General features: G+C 32.0%; 22 protein-coding genes. 1 reads left to right on the top strand and 21 read right to left on the bottom strand.

What is annotated here, in order from left to right; all coding sequences use genetic code 11:
• Nucleotides 1-5: 5 nt before the first annotated feature.
• The 15 genes from ACW5YJ_RS08185 to ACW5YJ_RS08115 form a co-directional block, all read right to left on the bottom strand.
• Nucleotides 6-548 carry a 5-formyltetrahydrofolate cyclo-ligase gene (locus tag ACW5YJ_RS08185; protein WP_017724586.1) on the bottom strand — a complete coding sequence of 181 codons (543 nt, stop codon included), beginning with the start codon at nt 546-548 and terminating at the stop codon, nt 6-8.
• 130 nt (nt 549-678) lie between these two features.
• A complete protein-coding gene (gene rpmG / locus ACW5YJ_RS08180; protein ID WP_002483181.1) occupies nt 679-828 on the bottom strand; it encodes a 50S ribosomal protein L33 in 150 nt (49 codons plus the stop codon).
• Between the two features lie 122 nt (nt 829-950).
• Complete coding sequence (locus tag ACW5YJ_RS08175) at nt 951-3,002, bottom strand: peptidoglycan D,D-transpeptidase FtsI family protein (protein WP_135092638.1); 2,052 nt, start codon at nt 3,000-3,002, stop codon at nt 951-953.
• Between the two features lie 122 nt (nt 3,003-3,124).
• Nucleotides 3,125-3,724: a superoxide dismutase gene (locus ACW5YJ_RS08170; protein WP_017724588.1), complete on the bottom strand. Its 600-nt coding sequence runs from the start codon at nt 3,722-3,724 to the stop codon at nt 3,125-3,127.
• Nucleotides 3,725-3,982: 258 nt separating this feature from the next.
• Nucleotides 3,983-4,396: a Fur family transcriptional regulator gene (locus ACW5YJ_RS08165; RefSeq protein ID WP_107551752.1), complete on the bottom strand. Its 414-nt coding sequence runs from the start codon at nt 4,394-4,396 to the stop codon at nt 3,983-3,985.
• Entirely contained in the window at nt 4,386-5,246 is an 861-nt protein-coding gene (locus ACW5YJ_RS08160) for a metal ABC transporter permease (protein ID WP_107551753.1), read from the bottom strand. The genes ACW5YJ_RS08165 and ACW5YJ_RS08160 overlap by 11 nt, the downstream gene beginning before the upstream one ends.
• Nucleotides 5,243-6,016 (bottom strand): metal ABC transporter ATP-binding protein, encoded by a 774-nt coding sequence (locus tag ACW5YJ_RS08155; RefSeq protein WP_017724591.1) that lies wholly within the window; start codon nt 6,014-6,016, stop codon nt 5,243-5,245. The genes ACW5YJ_RS08160 and ACW5YJ_RS08155 overlap by 4 nt, the downstream gene beginning before the upstream one ends.
• Before the next feature lie 225 nt (nt 6,017-6,241).
• The gene (locus tag ACW5YJ_RS08150; protein WP_107551754.1) at nt 6,242-7,132 is read right to left on the bottom strand and encodes a deoxyribonuclease IV; all 891 of its coding nucleotides are present in this window, start codon (nt 7,130-7,132) and stop codon (nt 6,242-6,244) included.
• 9 nt (nt 7,133-7,141) lie between these two features.
• Complete coding sequence (locus ACW5YJ_RS08145) at nt 7,142-8,482, bottom strand: DEAD/DEAH box helicase (protein ID WP_119604304.1); 1,341 nt, start codon at nt 8,480-8,482, stop codon at nt 7,142-7,144.
• 276 nt (nt 8,483-8,758) lie between these two features.
• Nucleotides 8,759-9,862 (bottom strand): Nif3-like dinuclear metal center hexameric protein, encoded by a 1,104-nt coding sequence (locus tag ACW5YJ_RS08140; protein ID WP_017724594.1) that lies wholly within the window; start codon nt 9,860-9,862, stop codon nt 8,759-8,761.
• Complete coding sequence (locus tag ACW5YJ_RS08135; protein WP_153672181.1) at nt 9,863-10,540, bottom strand: tRNA (adenine(22)-N(1))-methyltransferase; 678 nt, start codon at nt 10,538-10,540, stop codon at nt 9,863-9,865.
• Between the two features lie 207 nt (nt 10,541-10,747).
• On the bottom strand, nt 10,748-11,854 hold the full coding sequence (gene rpoD / locus ACW5YJ_RS08130) for an RNA polymerase sigma factor RpoD (protein WP_017724596.1): 1,107 nt from the start codon (nt 11,852-11,854) through the stop codon (nt 10,748-10,750).
• 130 nt (nt 11,855-11,984) lie between these two features.
• Complete coding sequence (dnaG, locus tag ACW5YJ_RS08125; RefSeq protein ID WP_426432670.1) at nt 11,985-13,769, bottom strand: DNA primase; 1,785 nt, start codon at nt 13,767-13,769, stop codon at nt 11,985-11,987.
• A 46-nt stretch (nt 13,770-13,815) separates the two neighbouring features.
• Complete coding sequence (locus ACW5YJ_RS08120; RefSeq protein ID WP_017724598.1) at nt 13,816-14,637, bottom strand: pyruvate, water dikinase regulatory protein; 822 nt, start codon at nt 14,635-14,637, stop codon at nt 13,816-13,818.
• A 14-nt stretch (nt 14,638-14,651) separates the two neighbouring features.
• Nucleotides 14,652-15,296 (bottom strand): helix-turn-helix transcriptional regulator, encoded by a 645-nt coding sequence (locus tag ACW5YJ_RS08115; RefSeq protein ID WP_017724599.1) that lies wholly within the window; start codon nt 15,294-15,296, stop codon nt 14,652-14,654.
• A 324-nt stretch (nt 15,297-15,620) separates the two neighbouring features.
• Between ACW5YJ_RS08115 and ACW5YJ_RS08110 the strand changes: the two genes are divergently transcribed.
• Entirely contained in the window at nt 15,621-17,012 is a 1,392-nt protein-coding gene (locus tag ACW5YJ_RS08110) for a glycine--tRNA ligase (RefSeq protein WP_017724600.1), read from the top strand.
• 647 nt (nt 17,013-17,659) lie between these two features.
• Here ACW5YJ_RS08110 and recO read toward each other — a convergent pair.
• The 6 genes from recO to ACW5YJ_RS08080 form a co-directional block, all read right to left on the bottom strand.
• The gene (gene recO, locus ACW5YJ_RS08105; protein WP_017724601.1) at nt 17,660-18,418 is read right to left on the bottom strand and encodes a DNA repair protein RecO; all 759 of its coding nucleotides are present in this window, start codon (nt 18,416-18,418) and stop codon (nt 17,660-17,662) included.
• Nucleotides 18,419-18,450: 32 nt separating this feature from the next.
• Nucleotides 18,451-19,350, bottom strand: a complete 900-nt coding sequence (gene era / locus ACW5YJ_RS08100) for a GTPase Era (RefSeq protein ID WP_017724602.1) — start codon at nt 19,348-19,350, stop codon at nt 18,451-18,453.
• Entirely contained in the window at nt 19,350-19,754 is a 405-nt protein-coding gene (gene cdd / locus ACW5YJ_RS08095) for a cytidine deaminase (RefSeq protein WP_017724603.1), read from the bottom strand. Before cdd ends, era begins: the two co-directional genes overlap by 1 nt.
• A gap of 101 nt (nt 19,755-19,855) precedes the next feature.
• Nucleotides 19,856-20,194 carry a diacylglycerol kinase family protein gene (locus ACW5YJ_RS08090; protein ID WP_017724604.1) on the bottom strand — a complete coding sequence of 113 codons (339 nt, stop codon included), beginning with the start codon at nt 20,192-20,194 and terminating at the stop codon, nt 19,856-19,858.
• An 8-nt stretch (nt 20,195-20,202) separates the two neighbouring features.
• Nucleotides 20,203-20,664, bottom strand: coding sequence for an rRNA maturation RNase YbeY (gene ybeY / locus ACW5YJ_RS08085; protein WP_029377168.1), 462 nt, complete (start codon nt 20,662-20,664; stop codon nt 20,203-20,205).
• The gene (locus tag ACW5YJ_RS08080) at nt 20,665-21,612 is read right to left on the bottom strand and encodes a PhoH family protein (protein ID WP_119615130.1); all 948 of its coding nucleotides are present in this window, start codon (nt 21,610-21,612) and stop codon (nt 20,665-20,667) included. It abuts the gene before it with no gap.
• Nucleotides 21,613-21,992 lie beyond the last annotated feature (380 nt).

Here is a 21,992-nt window from a genome sequence, read left to right as displayed (position 1 = left end):
CTCCATTATTTAGTTGTTGCTATGATTAATTTTTCAACCGGTTCATCATGTACTTCTATCTCAAACGAATTTAATTGAAAGTCGTATAGTAGACTGATAGTAGATTGTTTATTAGTACTTAAAAATTTATCAAAATACCCACCACCATAACCAATACGGTAACCAATATTATTAAATACGACGCCAGGAACTACTACTAAATCTAAATTATTGGTGATTTCAGTATCTGCGTTAACGTGATTAATGCCTTTATCATCTGGACTAATGTGATTTAAATCATCTACATGTTTAAATGTCATTTCCTTCGTTTGATAATTTGTTTCAGGTACAAAAACAGTTTTTCCGTCTTCTATCATTTGTTGAATAATTGGATATGTATTTACTTCATGGGGCATCGATAATACAATGCCAATCCGTTGTGAAAATCTGTATTCATCTGTATTAAAAAAATGATCGCTTAAATATTGATCTGCCTCTTGCTTATTCGATTGTTTCATAAATTGTCTCATTAAATTAATATTTTTTTGACGCAAAGTTTTTTTGGACATCTTGAACACCTTCCCCAAATACATACTTATATTATTATAACGTTAAAAAAATGTAATGTCATTTAACTGCTTTTTAAAATAAACGAAAAAATAACCAGATCCTGTATTAGAATCTGGCTTAAAATATTAATTATTTTGTTTCACGGTGCATAGTGTGTTTGTTATCACGTGCACAGTGTTTTTTCATTTCTATACGTTCAGGATTAGTACGTTTATTTTTTGTAGTAATGTAGTTTCTTTCTCCACATTCTGTACAAGCTAGAGTTACGTTTACGCGCATGCTAATTCCTCCTTACCTTTTCAAAATACGACCTATTAATCATACCATTTAGTTATAAAATTGAAAAGTATTATTTTTCAATAAAGACGACTATATCAGTATTTATAACAAAATCGCTTATTTTATTTTTTAGCTCGTTCTTTAAAATAGTAGTTTATAACATCTCTACCTAAATCTCCACCATTTAACCACGGTTCTGGAACTGGTTGGTTTGTATAGACAATTGAAAATGCAAGTTTAGGGTCCTTAATTGGTGCATAACCAACATAAGTTGAGTTTACTCTTGATTCACCATTTTGGAAAACTTCGGCTGTACCCGTTTTACCTGCTGATGGAACTTCGGTATCATTAAAACTTTGATAACCTGTGCCGGGTTTTTCATTAAATGCCATTTCAAATCCATCTTGAATTTGTTTAATTTGCTCTCCTGAGTTATTCACTCTGTTTAGCACTTTCCCCTTAACCTTCTCTTTAACAGGGCCCAATGTATCTTTATTTGTTGCCTGTCTAATTTCTAAGCCAATATGTGGTTGAACTCTATACCCGTTATTACCAATTGTAGAAACATATTGTGCCAATTGTAAAGGTGTATACGTATCATATTGTCCTATTGCTAAATCAAGGAAATTACCTGGATTATCAGTTAATGGTTCAATTTGTCCATTTGTTTCATTCGGTAAATCAATACCTGTTTTAACGCCAAGCCCTACTTGATTCAATCCTTTACGTAGCTTTTGGCCTGCCTCAGAAATATCATTTGGTAATGTCATATTTGCTGAATAGGGAGATCCAGCCATTTTCAAAGCTGTCTTGAACATATAAACGTTAGATGAGTGCATTAGTGCTTCCTTATCGTTTATCGTTTTTCTACCATCTTGGTTAAAGTAAGAGCGTTTTGTCAGACCACCAGCAAATTTCAGTGGTTCATCGACCATTTGATCACCAACGTTAATTGCATTATTTTGATAACCGGCTAATAAAGTGCCACCTTTTACAGATGAGCCAACAGCAAATTGTGATGTAAATGTGCCTATATCATAATCCGTTAAATCGCCATTCTTATCTATTTGTTTACCTGCCATCGCTAAAATATCGCCGTTATTTGGATTTTGTACAACTATTAGTGCATTATCCATATCTTTAGCGCCTTCACTACGAAGTTTTGATATTTGCTTCTCTAAGTATTCTTCGGTTTTTTTCTGTAAGTCGATGTCAATACTAAGCACTAAATCATCTCCACGAGAGCCAGGATTAATAACTTTGGAATCAATGACTTCGCCTGATTTATCAGTAGTATATTTCATTTCTTTTTTCTTGCCTTTTAAAATATCATCATATTGATATTCTAGATATGATTTTCCTACACGATCATTACGAGAATATCCTTTAGCCAAGTATTGCTCGGTTAATTCTTTAGGAATACCTTCTTCGGTTGTAGATACATCTCCAAAGATACCTCTTAATGTATCACCATTTGGATATTTTCTATCCCAATCCATTGTCGTATTTACACCTGGCAAATCTGATAATTTTTGTGAGACCGCTGCGTATTCTTCATCAGTGACATCCTCATTTTTAATCATTTGTGGATCAAGCGCTGAACCAGACATCATTTCTCTATAAATAGCTAAGACTTGCAAATCTTTATCACTTAGTGTGTTGATTTGCTTTTTCCCAATTTTTTTATATAAGGACTCGTCATAGTCGTCTTGAGAAATACTACCATCATCAAGTAATGCTTGTTCGCTTTGCATTAATTCTCTCGCTTTATTTGGATGTAATTGAAGCCAATAGTCTTGTTTATCTCGATCTGTTATTTTGTCAGTATCCATTTTAATTAAATCAGATAGATCTTTTGCAATTTTTAAAACTTCTGTTTGTGAAGTTTTTCTACCACGCGCATATGTAATCGCTTTTTTAGAAGCGTTATCAACAAGGACTTTACCGTTTCTATCTAATATACGCCCTCTCGGTACGGCTTCATTAACTGTTAAATTTTCGCTATTTTTTATCAGTTGTTTATAATGAGAACCCTGTGCAATTTGTAAATAACCTAACCTTAAGACAACTACTGCAAAAATAAATACAATCACACCAAATATAAAACTAATTCTTTTATTCATTGTATTTCTAATTTTTTCATCATTTGACTTTTCTTTTAATCTTTTTAACAAAACAGCATACCTCAATTCAAAAGTTCTCACTACAAATGATATATGAAATTAGCGAATATTTCTATTATTTTAGTTAAAAAAAATGACGACCTACTAAAAGGCCGTCATATTCGCTAGCTCAATTATTTAGCTGCGTTATATAATTCGTCAACTTTTTCCCAATTTACAACGTTCCAGAATGCACTAATATAGTCTGGACGTTTGTTTTGGTATTTAAGATAATAAGCATGTTCCCAAACATCTAATCCTAAGATAGGTGTTTTGCCTTCAGTAATTGGATTATCTTGGTTAGGTGTAGTAACGATTTCTAAGTTACCGTTATTAACTACTAGCCATGCCCAACCTGAACCGAAACGTGCTGCTGCTTTGTCTGCAAATTCTTCTTTAAATGCGTCTAAAGAGCCCCATTGTTCTTTAATTTTGTCAACAACAGTACCTTTTTCTTCTGAGTTTGGAGTTAATAATTCCCAGAATAATGAGTGGTTTAAATGTCCACCGCCATTATTGCGAACAGCTGTTTGAATGTTTTCTGGAACACTGTCTAGATTCGCAACAATTTCTTCAATTGATTTAGATTCTAAATCAGTTCCTTCTACTGCTGCGTTTAATTTAGTTACATAAGTGTTATGGTGTTTGCCATGGTGAATTTCCATTGTTTGTTGATCAATGTGTGGTTCCAATGCATCAAAACCATAAGGTAAGTTTGGTAATTCAAAAGCCATAAATAATCATCCTCCTAATTAATCTTTAAATAAAGCATAACAACTAATTATGATAACAACAATTAATCTGCTTAAAGTTTAATTGAAACGTTATTGAATAATATTTGTCATCTTTAGTTACTCTACTAGTATATCTCAAATTGGACTTATTTAAACATGTTTATGCAACAATTTTAAAAATTCAATTTAATTCATACGAAAGACCTATGATTTGTGGAAAATATTTTGTATTTTTACTCTCATTTGTACAATTTATAATCAAGCTTGTTGACAAGTTTCACATACGCCATAAACTTCTAATTTATGTGTATGGATATCAACTTTAGGAAGAAACGCTCTAATTTGTTCAATAGGACAGAAATCAATTACTTTTGTATCGCCACATGACTCGCATATAAAATGATGGTGGTGATGGTCTGTGCAAGCAATTCTAAATTTCATCTCTCCGTCTAATTCTGTGCCTTCAACTATACCTAAATCTTTAAATAAATGTAAATTACGATAAATTGTATCAAACGATATGCCTGGGAAATTTTTATCCATTTCTTGCTGGATTAATTTCGCGTTGATATATTTATCTTCAGAAACAAATATATCAAGCATTTCACGTCTCTTATTTGTATATTTATGTCCGTGATTTTTAATGATATTAATAGCCTCTTCAGTTTTCATCGTTAGCATCTCCTTTAATTGTTCTTATTCTAAATTTCTGATACATCATCGTAATAGCGAGTATTAGTACAAGTAATACTACAATTACACCACCTGGTGATATATTCATATAAAACGCTAATACGAGTCCTCCAATGACTGAAATTTCTCCAATAACAACGCTTAAAATGATTAACTGTTTAAAACCTTTTGTGAGTCGCATTGAAATTGCTACAGGTAACGTTATTAGTGCACTCACTAATAAGATACCTACAACACGCATAGATGCAGATATAACCATTGCTACAATAATAATAAATATAAATTGAATCCATTTAGGTATTCCTATTACTTTACTATATTCTTCATCAAAAGATAATATAAATAATTCTTTGTAAAAAGAAAATATAAATATAAGAACAACGATGACAATTACAATAATTGTAAATAAGTCACTTAATGTTACTGCACTGATAGAACCAAACAATAATCCAACAATTTCTTGATTAAAGCCGTCTGCAAGTGAAATAAATATTGCACTTAAGGCGATTCCCGCACTCATAATAATTGGAATAGCAATTTCTTGATAGTTACTATAAGAAGTTCTTAACTTTTCAATAAGTAATGCGCCAATCACAGCAAATAGAATACCAAACCACATTGGATTTATAAATGCCACTGTTGGGATTATTGTAACAACAAACATTCCAAATGAAATACCACCAAGCGTGACATGACTTAACGCATCAGCAATTAATGATAGTCTCCTCACAACAATGAAAGCACCGATTAATGGTGCAATTAAGCCAATAAGAAGCCCACTTATAAGTGAATATCTCATGAAATCAAAATTTAGTAAGGCTTCAATCATGACGAACAACACTCCCTACTATGCTGATGATCAACAAATTGAATAGGATGACCATAAATTTTTGATATTTCAACTTCATCTAGCGATTTAAAATCTTCAGTTGTACCATGAAAATGTAAATGCTTATTCAAGCAAGCTACTTCAGTTGCTGTGTCTGCAACAACACCAATATCATGTGTAACAAGAATAATGGTTACACCTTCATTCTTTAATGTATCCAAAGTCTCATAAAATTCACTCACGTGTTTTGCATCAATCCCACTAGTTGGTTCATCAAGAATTAGTACAGATGGTTCACTGATTAACGCACGTGCAATTAACACTCTTTGCTGTTGTCCACCGGATAATTCAGCTATGTTTTTGTCAATTAAATGTTCAATATTAAGACGTGATAAAACAGTTTTTACACTTTGCTCATCTTTTTTATTGAACCATTGAAATAGTTTCTTGCGCTTGGTAAGCCCACTGATCACGACTTCTTTAACGCTAGCAGGGAAGCCTGCTTTAAACGCTTGTGCTTTTTGGGAAACGTAACTAATTTTAAGTAAAGATTGATTTCCATTATAGTCTTTCCCATCAACATAAATTTGGCCTTTTTGGATTGGTAATAAGCCAAGTATAATTTTTAGTAAAGTTGATTTCCCGGCACCATTTGGTCCTACAATTGCAACAAACTCTCCTCTATTAATTTTAATATTTATATTTTCAAGTACTTGTTTGTTGTCAAAATAATAATCTATATTTTTTAATTCGAATACTGGCGTAGACATGTTTTCACCTCGTTCTATACTATACAATGAGATATTAATTATGTAAATAGTAATGTTTACGAATTATCAAAAAAAGAGTAACATGCGAATTCTAAGTGGATCATTAGAATTCACATATTACTCTTGCCGTTCTAGCAGAACAAATTCCCAGCATATTTCTTATTATATTGTTTAAAAGTGATTAATTAAACCCTTTAATATCCGGTCAATTTTTAAGAAATATTATTATTGATTTAAAATTTTACTCTTCAAATCTGGATCAAATTGTTGTTGTTTTAACATTTCAATTTCTAATTTATATGGTGGTTTCTTGTTCTTTTTATCTTCACCCACATAAGGTGTTTCTAATATTTTTGGAATTTCTTTAAAAGTATCGTGATGTACAATATAGTTAAGCGCATCGAACCCAATATAACCAAATCCAATATTTTCGTGCCTATCTTTATGTGCTCCAATATCATTTTTACTATCGTTTACATGCACGACTTTAATTCTATCGACACCTATAATTTTATCAAATTCGTTTAAAACACCATCAAAATCTTCTTTTACGTTATAACCGGCATCGTGTGTATGACATGTATCAAAACAGACAGATAGTCTTTCATTATGATCTACTCCATCAATAATTCTGGCTATCTCTTCAAAGTTTCTGCCAATTTCAGATCCCTTACCAGCCATTGTTTCTAATGCTATTCTAACATCATTATCATTCGTTAGAACTTCGTTAAGGCCTTCTATTATCTTTTTGATACCTGCATCTGTACCTTCGCCAACATGAGCACCTGGGTGTAATACTATATCTTTCGCGCCTAGTGCTTGTGTACGTTCAATTTCACTTTGTAAGAACTCCACACCAAGTTCAAAGACATGTGGTTTAACTGTATTAGCAATATTTATAATATAAGGTGCATGCACAACAATATTTGATAGACCATGAGCTTTCATTACTTCATGACCTTTTTCAATATTTAATTCTTCGATAGGCTTTCTTCTAGTGTTTTGTGGCGCACCTGTATAAATCATAAATGTAGACTCACCAAATTTTTGGGCTTCTTCAGCTGAGCCTTCTAACATTTTTTTACCATTCATCGATACATGAGACCCTAATAACATAAAATTCACCTATCCTTTTCTATTTTTTCTTTCCTGTCTACTCTTTTGCTTACTAAATTGTTTGCGTTCTTTTCGTTTTAAATCATCCAAATCACGTTTAAATTTCTTCTTATAACCAGGTTTGACTTTTTTCTTATTACTTTTAACTTTATATTTTAATTGATTTGTTAAATGATCATCTTTATTTTTACGTGATTGACGTAAATTATGAGCTTTAATAGGCTTTAACTCATCGTCTTTAATATCAACGTTTTCAAAATGATAGCCGCGTTGTTCAATTAATGCAACGTTATTTTCTTCATCAGGGCTGTACAAAGTAATTGCAACGCCTTTATATTGCCCCCTACCAGTACGTCCTACACGATGTGTGAAGAAATCAATATCATTTGGTACATCAAAGTTAATTACATGACTTACACCATCAATATCAATACCTCGTGATGCTAAATCACTAGCTATTACGTATTGGAATTCTAAATTTCTAATACGTTTCATTTGTTGTTTACGTTCTCTAGGTGAAAGACCACCGTGAATCATGCCTAATTTCAAACCAGCTGCATTAAGTTGGTTTGCTAATTCATCAGCACTGTCTCTACTATTACAGAAAATGATACATAAATATGGGTTCAGTACATCAATTAACTTTAAAGTCTTTTCTATTTTGGCTTCGCCTTTTGTTGGAATTAAATAGAATTCTATATTCTTTTTGTTTTTTTCTGTATTTTCTATCTCTACAAAATCCGGATTTTCAAGATATTTATTTAAAAATGGATGTAACGATTTAGGTATTGTTGCACTGAATACTGCAATATGTGCTTTCTCATCTAATCTTATAGCAATATGATCAACTTCATCTATTAGCCCTAAATCTATCATTAAATCTGCTTCATCAATGACTAAGTAGGATGCTAAGTGTACATGTAAATCCCCGTGTTTAGCTAAATCATTAATACGTGTAGGTGTCCCTATAACAAGTTGTGGTTGATTCTTTGCACGACTACGATCTTTTTCAATATCTGTGCCACCTATGAATAATTTTACTGACACATCTTCTTTAAATTTTGTTATATGGCTAGCAACATCAAAAAGTTGTTGCGCTAATTCTCTTGTGGGAGCTACAACAATTGCTTGCGGTTCTTTGTATTCTGTATCTATTGAATTGATTAACGGTAATAAAAATGCATGGGATTTACCTGTCCCTGTTTGTGATTGGCCGATTAAATTTACTTGTTTTATTATTTTTGGTATTACTCGGCTTTGAATTTCAGTCGGTTGATCAAAATTCAAATCTTTCACAGCATCAATCAGACTTGGTTCTAAATTAAATTTCTCAAATGGGTGATTTGCCATGTCTTGGCCTCCTTAAATCTTCATCTTATCTATTATAAAGCATTACCGTATAATTTTGAACTAAATTATCATATCAAGTTAAATAAGTAATGTATGCTATAAAATGTTTTTGATTAGTAGTATTAATATAAACTTATAGCAATATCCCAATAATTTTCTCTAAGAATGTTAACTATAATATATTATTATTGGCAAAGATCAATTATATTTTAATTGTCACGCAATAATTCATATTAACGGCTGAAGCATTGATTATGCCTCAGCCACAAATTGTTGTTATAAATATTCAAAGGGGTCTGTATTGATTTCAGACGCTTCAATATTAAATATTTTATCATCAACATTCAGCCAATCTTCTAAAAGTTGGCATAGCCCTTCTCTCATTACATATTCACTGTAATGGTTGATATCTAATAAATTAACGCCTGCGATTTTAGCGTCTAATGCATCATGGTGTTTTATATCTCCTGTGACAAAGATGTCAGCGCCTTTCTGACTGGCTGCATACTCAAATCCAATTCCTGATCCACCTATAATAGCTACTGTTTCTATGTTTGCGTTAACATCGCCAGAGAAACGTACACTTGGCATTTTCAATTGTGCTTTAACATGGCTCACAAATTTTTTCACTGTCGTAACTTCATTAAGTTTGCCTATCATGCCTAAACCGTAATTCGCTTGTTTTGTAAGTTCTATAAAATCATAAACCGGAGTTTCATATGGATGATGTTGTATTATTAAGTCTTGCGTTAAAGTTCTTTGTGTATGGTCAATCATAAATTCTAATTTATATTCTTGTACTTTAGAAATTTGATCTATTTCACCGATATGTGGGTTTGCACTATCTACTGGCTTAAATTGACCAGTGCCAGGGCTTTCGAAAAAACAGTATTGATAATCCCCCTCTTGAGCTATACCTGCTTCACTTAATACATCTTTAAAATCGCTTAAATTTTCTTCAGGAATAAATACTTGAACTTTGTAATAAGGTATATTTTCAGGGTTTAAAATCTGTTGTTTTTCTAAACCTAATTTATTAGAAAGCATCGCATTCACACCTTTTGGATAAACATCCAAGTTAGTGTGTAATGCAATGAGATTAATGTCGTTTTTGATTAGTTTACGTATGATTGCCCCATATCCTTCTTGTTGAGTAATATTTTTCACCCCTTTAAAAATAAGAGGATGATGACAAATTATTGTATTATAGCCTTTATCTAACGTTTCATCAACAATCTCTTCAGTGCAATCGAGTGCTGTTAATATACCTGTGACTTTGTTAGCTTTATCACCAATTAATAAACCTACGTTATCCCATGATTCTGCTGTATCAAAAGGTACATGTGTATTAATAGTTTTTAATAATTCATCTATAATCATTTATAACACCTCATTAATTAAATCTAACTCATCATTAATTTCGTCTAAACGTTGGGCATGTATTTTAGGATTTAAATTATTCTTTATCTTTAATAATGCTTCTTTTTCACGTTCCCATTTTTTGTTAAATAAATCATTTTTATCTTTAACCAATTCGGGTCCAAATTTTAATTCTATTTGAGTCATAGGTGGTATTTTTTCGAAGTACTCAGCAACAATAATTTCATAGATATGGCCTTTTTCTTCCATAATTTCTTCAGCTATTATGCCATAATTTAATTCAGTAAGCTTATTTCTAATGGCACTTGACTGTATATTACTTTGTAACACCAATCTCGGTTTATTACACAATTTATTGGCGCCATCACTTATAATTTTAGCTATAAGAGGACCACCCATGCCACATATAGTAATTGTAGTTATAGGATCTCCATCTTGTATAACAGTTAACCCGTCACCTAATCGTACATCGATATGGTGACTGAGTTGATGTTCGCATACGTTTCGTTTAGAAGCATCAAAAGGCCCTTTAATGACTTCGCCTGCAATTGCTCTTCTTGTTAATTTATTTTCTATAGCAAAAATAGGTAGATAAGCATGATCCGAACCAATATCTGCTAAATATTCACCTTTAATATAATTACTTACTCTTTTTAATCTTTGATTTAATGGAATCATAAAAGTGCTCCCCTTTTAATATGTAAAAAAGGAGCGGAAGAGAAATCAAAATTTTTAATTTGATCTCGTATTCCCGCTCCCTGTATCACTAACTTGTTTTAAAGCTATTAAATAGCGTATTGTGCACTTCGTCAGCTATTATACATGTGTATATAGAGACACATCAATACCCATTTAATGTATAGTCGATGCCTCAAGCGCTAAAAATTAGTCCATAAAATCTTTTAGACGTTTGCTTCTACTTGGATGTCTTAATTTTCTAAGTGCTTTTGCTTCTATCTGACGAATACGTTCTCTTGTAACACCAAATACTTTACCAACTTCTTCTAGTGTACGTGTTCTACCATCATCTAATCCAAAACGTAAACGCAATACATTTTCTTCACGATCAGTTAATGTGTCTAATACATCTTCTAATTGTTCTTTTAATAGTTCATAAGCTGCATGATCAGAAGGGCTTTGCGCTTCTTGGTCTTCAATGAAATCCCCTAAATGACTGTCATCTTCCTCACCTATTGGCGTTTCTAATGAAACAGGTTCCTGAGCAATTTTCAGTATTTCTCTTACTTTCTCAGGAGGTAAGTCCATTTCTTCTCCGATTTCTTCAGGAGCAGGGTCACGGCCTAAGTCTTGTAATAATTGTCTCTGAACACGGATTAACTTGTTGATTGTTTCAACCATGTGAACAGGAATACGTATTGTACGCGCTTGGTCAGCAATGGCACGCGTAATCGCTTGACGAATCCACCACGTTGCATAAGTTGAAAATTTAAATCCTTTATTAAAATCAAATTTTTCAACAGCTTTTATTAATCCCATATTACCTTCTTGGATAAGGTCTAAGAATAACATGCCACGACCTACATATCTCTTCGCGATACTAACAACAAGACGTAAGTTAGCTTCGGCTAAACGAGATTTGGCAACTTCGTCGCCTTGCTCAATTTTTTTAGCCAATTCAATTTCTTCTTGAGCGTTTAATAAATCTACTCGTCCAATTTCTTTTAGATACATACGAACTGGATCATTTATTTTTACACCTGGAGGTGCACTTAAATCGTTTAGATTCAATTTAGAATCTTTATCAGAACTATCTTTTTCATTAACTAAACTAATATCGTTATCTGTTAATTGATCAAATAGTTCATCCATTTGGTCAGAATCCATTTCGAAGTTTTGTAATTTTTCAGCAACTTCTTCATGGCTTAGGTGCCCTTCTTTTTTACCTTTTTCAATTAATTGTTTTTTTACATCTTCTAAAGTTAGAGATGGATCAATGGTTTGCTTTTTAACTTTAACTTTATTTCCAGACATGAAAAGGCCTCCCGAATATAATATCAACTTGATATCCAAATATTTTATAGATAAAATTAGTAAAATCTACTCAAAACATTGTATCGTATACACATTAAGTGATTAAAAAATACAGACAAATACATATTTTTCAATTCATTCTACTTTTATTATGATTTACAATTTTTTCTAAATAATATTTTTGCAATTCTAAATCACCCAATCTTGAGGCTTCTCGTAGCTTCTGATTAAGCGATTCAATAGTTTCTTCACTTCTATTAGTTGTCAGTGTATTTATATAGTCATCAATTTCATGTTCAAAAGGTTCTTCATTTATCAAATAGTTATCTAATGATATAAATGCTTCTTTAATTTCATTGGAATCAATGTACTGTAATACATCACTAATATTGAACGTATCATTTTCAGAGTAAAACTCGTGTAAAATATTAAATATACGCTTAAAATATTCATTTGTAAAGTCTTCTAATTGAAGTAATTTATGATAATTTAAAAAAGTGTCTTTATCGTTCATAAAATGCTTAAGTAAAGCACGTTCTGCCTTCTCATTTTTGTTTAAATTATTAAATTGTGGCGCAGACGGTACATGATAGTCTTGAGGTTGATAATAATCTTGTTGTTGTCCTACTATATTATTTAGACTATCCAAGCTAACTTTAAACAATTCCGAAACTTCTTGCAATATCTTTTTCCGCAAGATAGTTGAACTCATATAAGAAATATCGTTAGTGATTTCTTTTAAATATCGTTCATATGCTAAATCATTATTTTCAATTTCTTCTTGATGAGTATGAACTTTATAAATAATGAACGACTTTTTCTCATGTTCTACAAAGTAATTGAAGGCTTCAGCCCCATGCTTCCCAATATACTCATCAGGGTCCATATCTTTAGGTAACTGCACTACAAACACATTAAAACCTTGTTGTAACAGAATTTGTCCAGTTTTTAATGTAGCTTCTGTACCAGCGTAATCCCCATCAAACATCAAAGTTACATTAGATGTTAACTTTTTAATAAATGCTATATGTTCCTGTGATATTTGCGTTCCCATACTAGCAACAACTTGTTTGAGACCAGCTTGATCAGCCTTAATAACATCCATAAAGCCTTCTAATAAAATTAATTCATCAGTTTTTCTGATGGATTTTCTAGCGTGATCAACGTTATATAGTAATCTACGCTTTTGAAATATTGGTGTTTCTGGGCTATTTAAATACTTTGGTTCTTGATTTGTATATGTTCTACCAGAATAACCGACAGTTCGTCCTTGTGCATTGGTTAACGGAAACATAATACGATCTCTAAAACGGTCATAGTAACTAAAATTTTCCTCGTTTCGAGATAGCAACCCAGCTTCATATGCCAGTTGAACATCATATCCTTTTTTCTTTAAAAAATCATGACAAAAATGTGAGTTGTTTGGCGCATAGCCAATTTTCCTCGCGTCGATCAACGCATCAGTAAAACCTCGTTCTTTCAAATAATTTAGGGCAGATTCACCTTCCACTGTTTTTTTCAGAGCATAATGATAATATTCTTGCATTAATTCATGCATTTCAATCATTTTTAAATCGTCTGATGCAACTTGATGTGAGCCCTCTTGGTTTGAACCAGACGATTCTGTTTCAACTTTAATATTAACTCGTTCCCCTAATTCTTTAACAGCGTCAGTAAAAGAGATGTCTTTAATTTCTTGTGTAAATTGGAAAACGTTGCCCCCTTTTTTACAACCGAAACAATGACAAATTTGCTTATCTTCTGACACGGTAAAAGATGGGGTCTTTTCATCATGAAAAGGACACAAACCTATATAATTGCGTCCCCTTTTCTCTAACTTCACATACTCACTAACCAAATCGAGTATATCAGTTTTTTCTTTTATTTCGTTAATTGTAGATTGTTCGATTCGCAAAATAATCACCTATTAGACATTAGTTACACTATTATAAATGTTTTATTTATTTTTTGAAACTATTTTGCTCTATAATACTAATAATGTCATTTGCAGTTTCTTCAATCGCTTTATCTGATACGTCAATTATCGGACAGCCGATTCTTTCAACTAAGTCATGGAAATAATTAAGTTCTTCTTCAATACGTTGTTCTGTAGCATATCTAGCACTGTCTCCTAATCCAAGTTGTTTCAAGCGTTCTTTACGAATTTTATTTAATTTTTCTTCACTTATTTTTAAAGCAATACATTTAGATGAATCAATATTAAATAGATCGTCTGGTGGTGTAACCTCGGGTACAATTGGAATGTTCATAACTTTATAACTTTTATGTGCAAGGTATTGAGATAATGGCGTTTTTGAAGTTCTTGAGATTCCTAATAAGACAATATCTGCTTTTGATAAACCCTTTGCATCTTTACCATCATCATATTTAACAGCAAATTCAATAGCATCAATTTTTTTGAAATAAGCTTCATCTAATTGATGGACAAGACCCGGTTCAAAATATGGCTGTTCATCAATTTTATCCAATAAAATATTCATCAATGGCCCCATGATATCTACAGATTTAATATTAAATTCACTGATTTTCGCTTCCATATATTTTCTTATTTCTGGTTTTACTAATGTATAAACTACAATTGCTTCAGTATCTTTTGCGACGGAAATGACTTCGTCCACGTTTTCTAAAGCTTCAATGTAAGGATATCTGCTTATTTCACTGTCACATTGATTTGGATTAAATTGTGAAATACAGGCTCTTGCTACTAGTTCTGCGGTTTCACCCACTGAGTCGGATGCGACTATTATTCTAATATTTTCCATTAATTTAATACCACCTATTCATTTAATAATGATACAAAGATTTTAGTTATCGTCGTTTTAGAAATGCGACCTTTAACTTCATACTTTCCATTTTCTTTTTTAACCACAATAGGCAAAGAATCAATTTCTTTTTCAATCATGAGATTCGCTGCAAATATCACTCTTTCGTCTTCTAAAACGAAACTTAAATTTGGCATGCGTGTCATGATAATATTCACGGGTATCGTATGTATATCTTCCCCCATCATTGAAGCTCTTAATAAATCTTTACGTGAACAAACTCCCATAAAATCCCCGTTATTGTTAATTACAAACAGCGTACTAACATCTTCTAAAAATATAGTACATATCGCATCATAAACAGTCATCTCACTTTTTACTACTACTGGGTGAGATGCGTAATCTTTAACTACATATTGTTTTAATTCATCGGCTATTAATTTATTTTTGGGTTTTCCAGAATAATAATAACCAACACGTGGTCTAGCTTCTAAGATACCAGACATTGTTAAAATAGCTAAATCGGGTCTTAAAGTCGCGCGTGTTAAATTCAGCCGTTCAGCTATATGTTCACCAGTAATTGGGCCATTATTCTTCACAATTTCAACAATTTGCTGTTGCCTTTTACTCAGTTCTATAACGCTCACCCCTTTAATCAATTTACTCAATTATACATTGAATTTTAAATTGCTACAAATACATATATTTACTTGCTTATAAACCATCAATACATTAAAATTAGATTTAAAGCGAGTTAAGGATAGTGAAAGCTTAACAAAGTTTAATGGCTACAACTAAATGATTTGTAAAAGCGAGTGTTCACACTAACTTGGGTGGAACCGCGGGTTAACAAAAAATTCTGTAAACAAACACATATTTTGAATATGTGATTAAAAAAGATTAACTCGTCCCAAGACACGGATAAAGTTTTATTTTTTTCTGTGTCTTGGGACGTTTTTATGTTAAAGAGGAGTGTATTTTTTATGGCAAAAGATATGGAAACAATTGTTTCATTAGCGAAACATAGAGGATTTGTATTCCCTGGTAGTGATATTTATGGTGGTTTATCAAACACATGGGATTATGGTCCACTAGGCGTAGAATTAAAAAATAACGTTAAAAAAGCTTGGTGGCAAAAATTCATTACACAATCTCCATATAACGTGGGTATTGATGCTGCAATTTTAATGAATCCAAAAACATGGGAAGCGTCTGGTCACCTTGGTAACTTTAACGACCCTATGATTGATAACAAAGATAGTAAAATCCGCTATCGTGCTGATAAAATTATCGAAGATTATATGGCAAATGAAAAAGGCGATGAAAATTTCGTTGCTGATGGTTTAAGCTTTGATGAAATGAAACGCATTATTGATGAAGAAGGTATCGTTTGTCCCGTAAGTGGAACAGCAAACTGGACTGATATTCGTCAATTCAATTTAATGTTCAAAACTTTCCAAGGTGTAACTGAAGATTCTACAAATGAAATTTTCTTACGCCCTGAAACTGCACAAGGTATTTTCGTAAACTATAAAAATGTTCAACGTACAATGCGTAAAAAATTACCATTTGGTATTGGTCAAGTAGGTAAGTCATTCCGTAATGAAATCACACCAGGTAACTTCATTTTCAGAACACGTGAATTCGAACAAATGGAACTAGAATTCTTCTGTAAACCAGGTGAAGAAATAGAATGGCAAAATTATTGGAAAACGTTCGCAAGCCAATGGCTAAAAGATTTAAACTTAAGCGAAGAAGCTACACGCTTACGTGATCATGATGCTGACGAGCTTTCTCACTATTCAAATGCAACTACTGATATTGAGTATCGATTCCCATTTGGCTGGGGTGAACTATGGGGCATCGCTAGCCGTACTGATTTCGACTTGAAACAACACAGCGAACACTCAGGTGAAGATTTCCATTACCATGATCAAGAAACAGGCGAAAAATATATTCCTTATTGTATCGAACCATCATTAGGTGCTGACCGTGTCACATTAGCATTTTTATGTGACGCTTATGATGAAGAAGGCGTTGAAGGTAGTAAAGATTCTAGAACTGTATTACACTTCCACCCTGCGCTTGCTCCGTATAAAGCAGCAGTATTACCATTGAGCAAAAAGCTATCTGGTGATGCGATTAAAGTATTTGAAGAATTGAGTGCTAACTTCTCTATAGACTTCGATGAATCACAATCAATTGGTAAACGTTATCGTCGTCAAGATGAAATCGGTACACCATACTGTATCACTTTCGACTTCGATTCTTTAGAAGATGAAAAAGTAACTGTACGTGATCGTGACACTATGGAACAGGTTCGTATGCCAATTACAGAACTAAATGCTTTCTTAGCTGAAAAAGTTAAATTCTAATTCAGTTATAGTTAACATTACTTATAAATAAACCAAACGTTAAATATAACGTTTGGTTTATTTTTTTATATTTAACATTTAAAGATTCCTACTAAGGAAGTTTAGTGTAATGCTTTCACTAAATTGATGAACATGCGCATAAAAAGTTTAATCAGTTTGTGTTGAACATATGATTGAACATTTTATTTCTTAAAATATACCGCTACTTTGGCATTTAACTATTTTTATTGAAAATAGAAGTTATCTTCGATGTCATTAATATAACTTTTAAATTTTTGGACTCTACTATCATTAAAGATTTAAAATTTTCTAGTAGATTATCAGAAAGTTAGTTTTTCTGTCTATGTATATCAACAATCCTTATAATATGATTTTGATCTTTTAAATTTATACTATAGGGTTACATAACATAATTATAGTTAGTTGGAGGTTAATGTTTTTCTTATATTTTGTGGTATATAATCATTTAGCAAAAGCTTATAAAGTTTTTACTTGAGCCTTTTTAAATGAACTATTCTCTAAAAATAAAAACCTCGCTAACAATAAGATTTTTATATCTATTGTTAGCGAGGTTTTCTAACTTATCATGTGTTTATTCAGTTGATTTTATATGAAGGCTGATAAGAATTAATATCTATACGACGTAGTCAAGATAAATTATCTAATCTATGTAATTGATTGATTAGTTTTTGACTTTTAAAATACATTCCCACATATTCTTTATATAATAGAATCATTAATTCAGACATCTCATTGACAACATCATCATGAATACTAAGAGAACTCATTTGACTAATTGGTAATTTTTGAAGAATATCTAGCAAATAAAGTGTTTTATTAGATAAAACGAGTGCGTGTGGATCTTGATATTTAACACCTTCAGAAATAGCACCATCATACTTAAAACTATATGCTATTAATTTGGACTGATCATCAATGCCAGTAATAGCACACTTATCAAATGTAGCATTAAATCCAAAACGGTTCATACATTTTAATAAAACAACTACAGACATCAGTTGCGCTGAAACACCATTTTTAATTTTGTCCAAAACAAAATGTAAAAGGTCATAGCTATATTTAGAAATTTCATCTGCTTCAAGTGAACGATCAATTGTTTCGGCACATAAACTAGCAAAACTACTTTCGTAAATATCTAAACGAAGATTATAATTTTGTTCAATCACATCGACGGAGCTCAATGTCCCCATGCCTTTCCACTTAGAATAAATAAACAAGCCATACACAAATAATTGGGTGTTGGCTTGTAAACCACTTTTACTTTTTTTAGCTCGCCTTACCATTAAAGGTACCTTTGCGCCATGTTCATTCAAAATTGTTATAATTTTATCGGATTCGCCATAATCAACTGTTTTTATGATTATACCTTTTTGTTTAATCAACACAATAGCTCACCGACTTTCAAAAATTCTTTGCCCTAATCTTGATCTTCTAAGTAGCCCATTTGACGTATGAAGTTTACTTTGTTACGCCAATCTTTTTGAACTTTTACCCACAGTTCCAAATAAACTTTGGAGCCTAATAGACGTTCTATATCAAGTCGAGCACGTTTACCTACTTCTTTTAGCTTTTTACCGCCTTTTCCAATCACAATACCTTTTTGAGAATCTCTTTCTACGAAAATAGTAGCTTCAATTCTCACTCTATCTTCATCTTCTTTAACCATGCGATCTACGTTAACCCCAATGGCATGAGGTATTTCCTCGCTAGTCAAATGTAGTATTTTTTCGCGAATTAGTTCTCCAACTACAAATTGTTCTGGATGGTCGGAAATTTGATCATCCGGATAATATTTAGGGCCTTCTGGTAAGTAAGATTTTAAAACATTGATAAAATGGTCAACGTTGTGACCTTCTAATGCTGAAATTGGAACAATTTCAGTGAAATCCAAATATTGCTTGTATTTTTCAATTCGTGGCATCAGTTCGTCTGGATGTACTAAATCAATTTTATTCAATACTAAGAATACTGGTGTTTTAATAGTTTTGAGCATGTCCATAATGTACTCGTCACCACGACCGATATCTTCATTAACATTTACCATAAACATAATAGCATCAATTTCAGATAATGTATTTGTAGCGACTCGCATCATATAATCGCCTAATTTATGTTTTGGTTTATGAATACCCGGTGTATCCAAAAAGATAATCTGAGCATCTTCTTGCGTCATAACACCTTGTATTTTATTTCTAGTAGTTTGTGCCTTGTCAGACATTATTGCGATTTTATGCCCAATTACTCGGTTTACAAAAGTTGATTTACCAACATTCGGTCTACCTATAATTGAGATAAATCCTGATTTGTGTTCTGTCATTAATTTAAATCCTTTCCTGAAAATCCTAATGGTAGTAGTTCGTTTACTGTCGATTCTATCATATCGCCTTGATGATTTGTCATATACACTGGCATATCATCATCACATAGTTCTTTCATTACCTGTCGACAAGCACCACATGGTGAAGAAGGTTCATCTGCATCTACAGTAACAGTAATTGACTCAAAATCTCCTGGTCGATAACCATCCGCAATTGCTGACACTAAACTAGATCTTTCTGCACATATAGACATGGGATAAGCAGCATTTTCTACATTAGCACCGTAATATGTTTTTCCATCTTTAGTTTTTAAATACGCACCAACTTTAAAATTACTGTATGGTGCATATGCATTTGCTTGAGCATTTCTTACTTCTGTAAAATAATGTGATTGGTAAGCCATAGTTTATCTCCCCTATTTAATGATAAGTTATCCTCAAATATATTTATTTTTTTAAATTGCTATGTCTTATTAGTATAAACAAATTTTACAAAATTGCACTACTATTTAAATACATAAGGTGAAAAAATAATGAGCCCTATAACTAAGGCAACGAGAGAAGCAAGTACAACACTAAAAGCAGCAATATCTTTAGCTTTTTTTGCCAAAACATGATAGTCACTAGTAACTAAATCCACTACATATTCTACGGCAGTATTAATTGCTTCAAACGCGAGTACTAAGCCGATTGATATAATAATAAAAAGCCATTCTACTTCGTTGATTTTAAAAGCAAAACCCGCAATAATTACTATTAAAGCTAATAAAAGATGTAATAAAAATTTATGATCCTTTTTTATCAGTACTAACATGCCATGAAAAGCATAACTAAATCGTTTCATATGCGCCTCTAATCTCTTGTTAATCCATAGGCATTAAGTATTTGTTCTTGCCGTCCGAACATCTCTTTTTCATCTTGTTCATTCATATGATCGTAGCCTAATAAATGTAAAAAACCATGTAATGCAAGAAAACCGAGTTCTCTTTCAAAACTATGACCATAATTATCAGCCTGTTCTTTCGCAACATCAGTACAAATTATTATATCCCCTAATACTCTTGGCATATCAAGCCCAGTTATTTCTGGTTCATCTTCTTCTAAAGCAAAAGAAATAACATCTGTTACTTTATCTTTATCGCGATACATTTTATTAATTTCTTGAATTTCTTCTTTATCAACAAATGTCACAGACAATTCGGCTTCTTCTTCTATATTTTCTTGTTTTTTAGCAAAAGTAAGCAATTCATCTATTTGGGTTAACCATTCATTTTGTACTAACTCTGTATGATCACTAAAATCTATTGTAAACATTTATTCTTCTCCCTCATAACGATCAATAATTTTACTTACTAATGGGTGACGTACAACATCACTTTGGTCAAGGTTATGAATACTTAGTCCTTTTACATTTTCTAGCTTTTTAATCGCTTCTTTTAATCCACTTTTAACACCTTTTGGTAAGTCTATCTGTGTTTTATCTCCAGTTACTACCATTTTAGAACCGAAACCTAATCTAGTTAAAAACATTTTCATTTGAGCATGAGTGGTGTTTTGTGCTTCATCCAATATGACAAAAGCATCATCTAAAGTTCTACCTCTCATATAGGCTAACGGAGCAATTTCAATTATGCCTCTTTCTATAAATCTGGCTGTTTGTTCTCTTCCTAAAACTGTATTCAAACCATCATATAATGGTCTTAAATATGGATCTACTTTTTCCTTTAAATCACCAGGTAAGAAACCTAATGATTCTCCAGCTTCAACGGCAGGTCTAGTAAGTACAATACGTTTTACATTACCTTTACGTAGTTGTTTCGCTGCATAAACAACTGCCAAGAAAGTCTTACCAGTACCAGCTGGTCCTACACCAAAAACTAGATCATTATGGTGCATTGCATTGACATACATACGTTGTCCCATTGTTTTAGCACGGATTGTTTTACCATATGCATCTTTAGTAATTTCATCTTCATATAAATCTAATAAGTATTGAATCGTACCATTTTGAGCCATTTTCACAGCAGCTTCTACATCTTTAATAGATATAGAAACGCCTTGTTGAATGACTTTCAGTAAGTTTATTAGCACAGATTCTGCTTTTTCAACATGCTCAACTTTCTCACCCTTTACAGAGATTTCTTGTCCTCGAGCATGCACAATGACATCAAAGCCTTCCTCAATTGATTTAAGATGTTCATCATTATTACCAATGAGTGCTTGCGCTTCGTTATTGTCATCTATTTGAATAATTCCAGGCATATAAGTACTCCTTTACAAATATATTCGTTACTTCTTATTTTATCCTATTAGATTTTAAGTTACAAAAAGTTTTTAATAAACAATAAATCATTTCAGATATTTATTCAGTTGAATTTTTATGATTCAAACTCACCATTCAAGTTACACTCTCATTATATCACGAAAATGACTGATATTATTTTAAAGAGTATTGAATCGTAAGTGATTTCCACAATTTTAACAGAAGATTTACATTCTATCTAATTGAATAAATTAAGCAATACGTAAATTGAATAATTATTCAATAATAGTTAAAAATTTCTTATTTGTACAGTGTTTTGCAACAAAAAATAACGCCCTATAAAAATCTACATACGTTGATTTTTATAAGACGTTAAAAT

The organism is Staphylococcus sp. mip270_02, from assembly GCF_054031535.1.
This window is presented reverse-complemented; position numbering and strand designations above follow the sequence as displayed.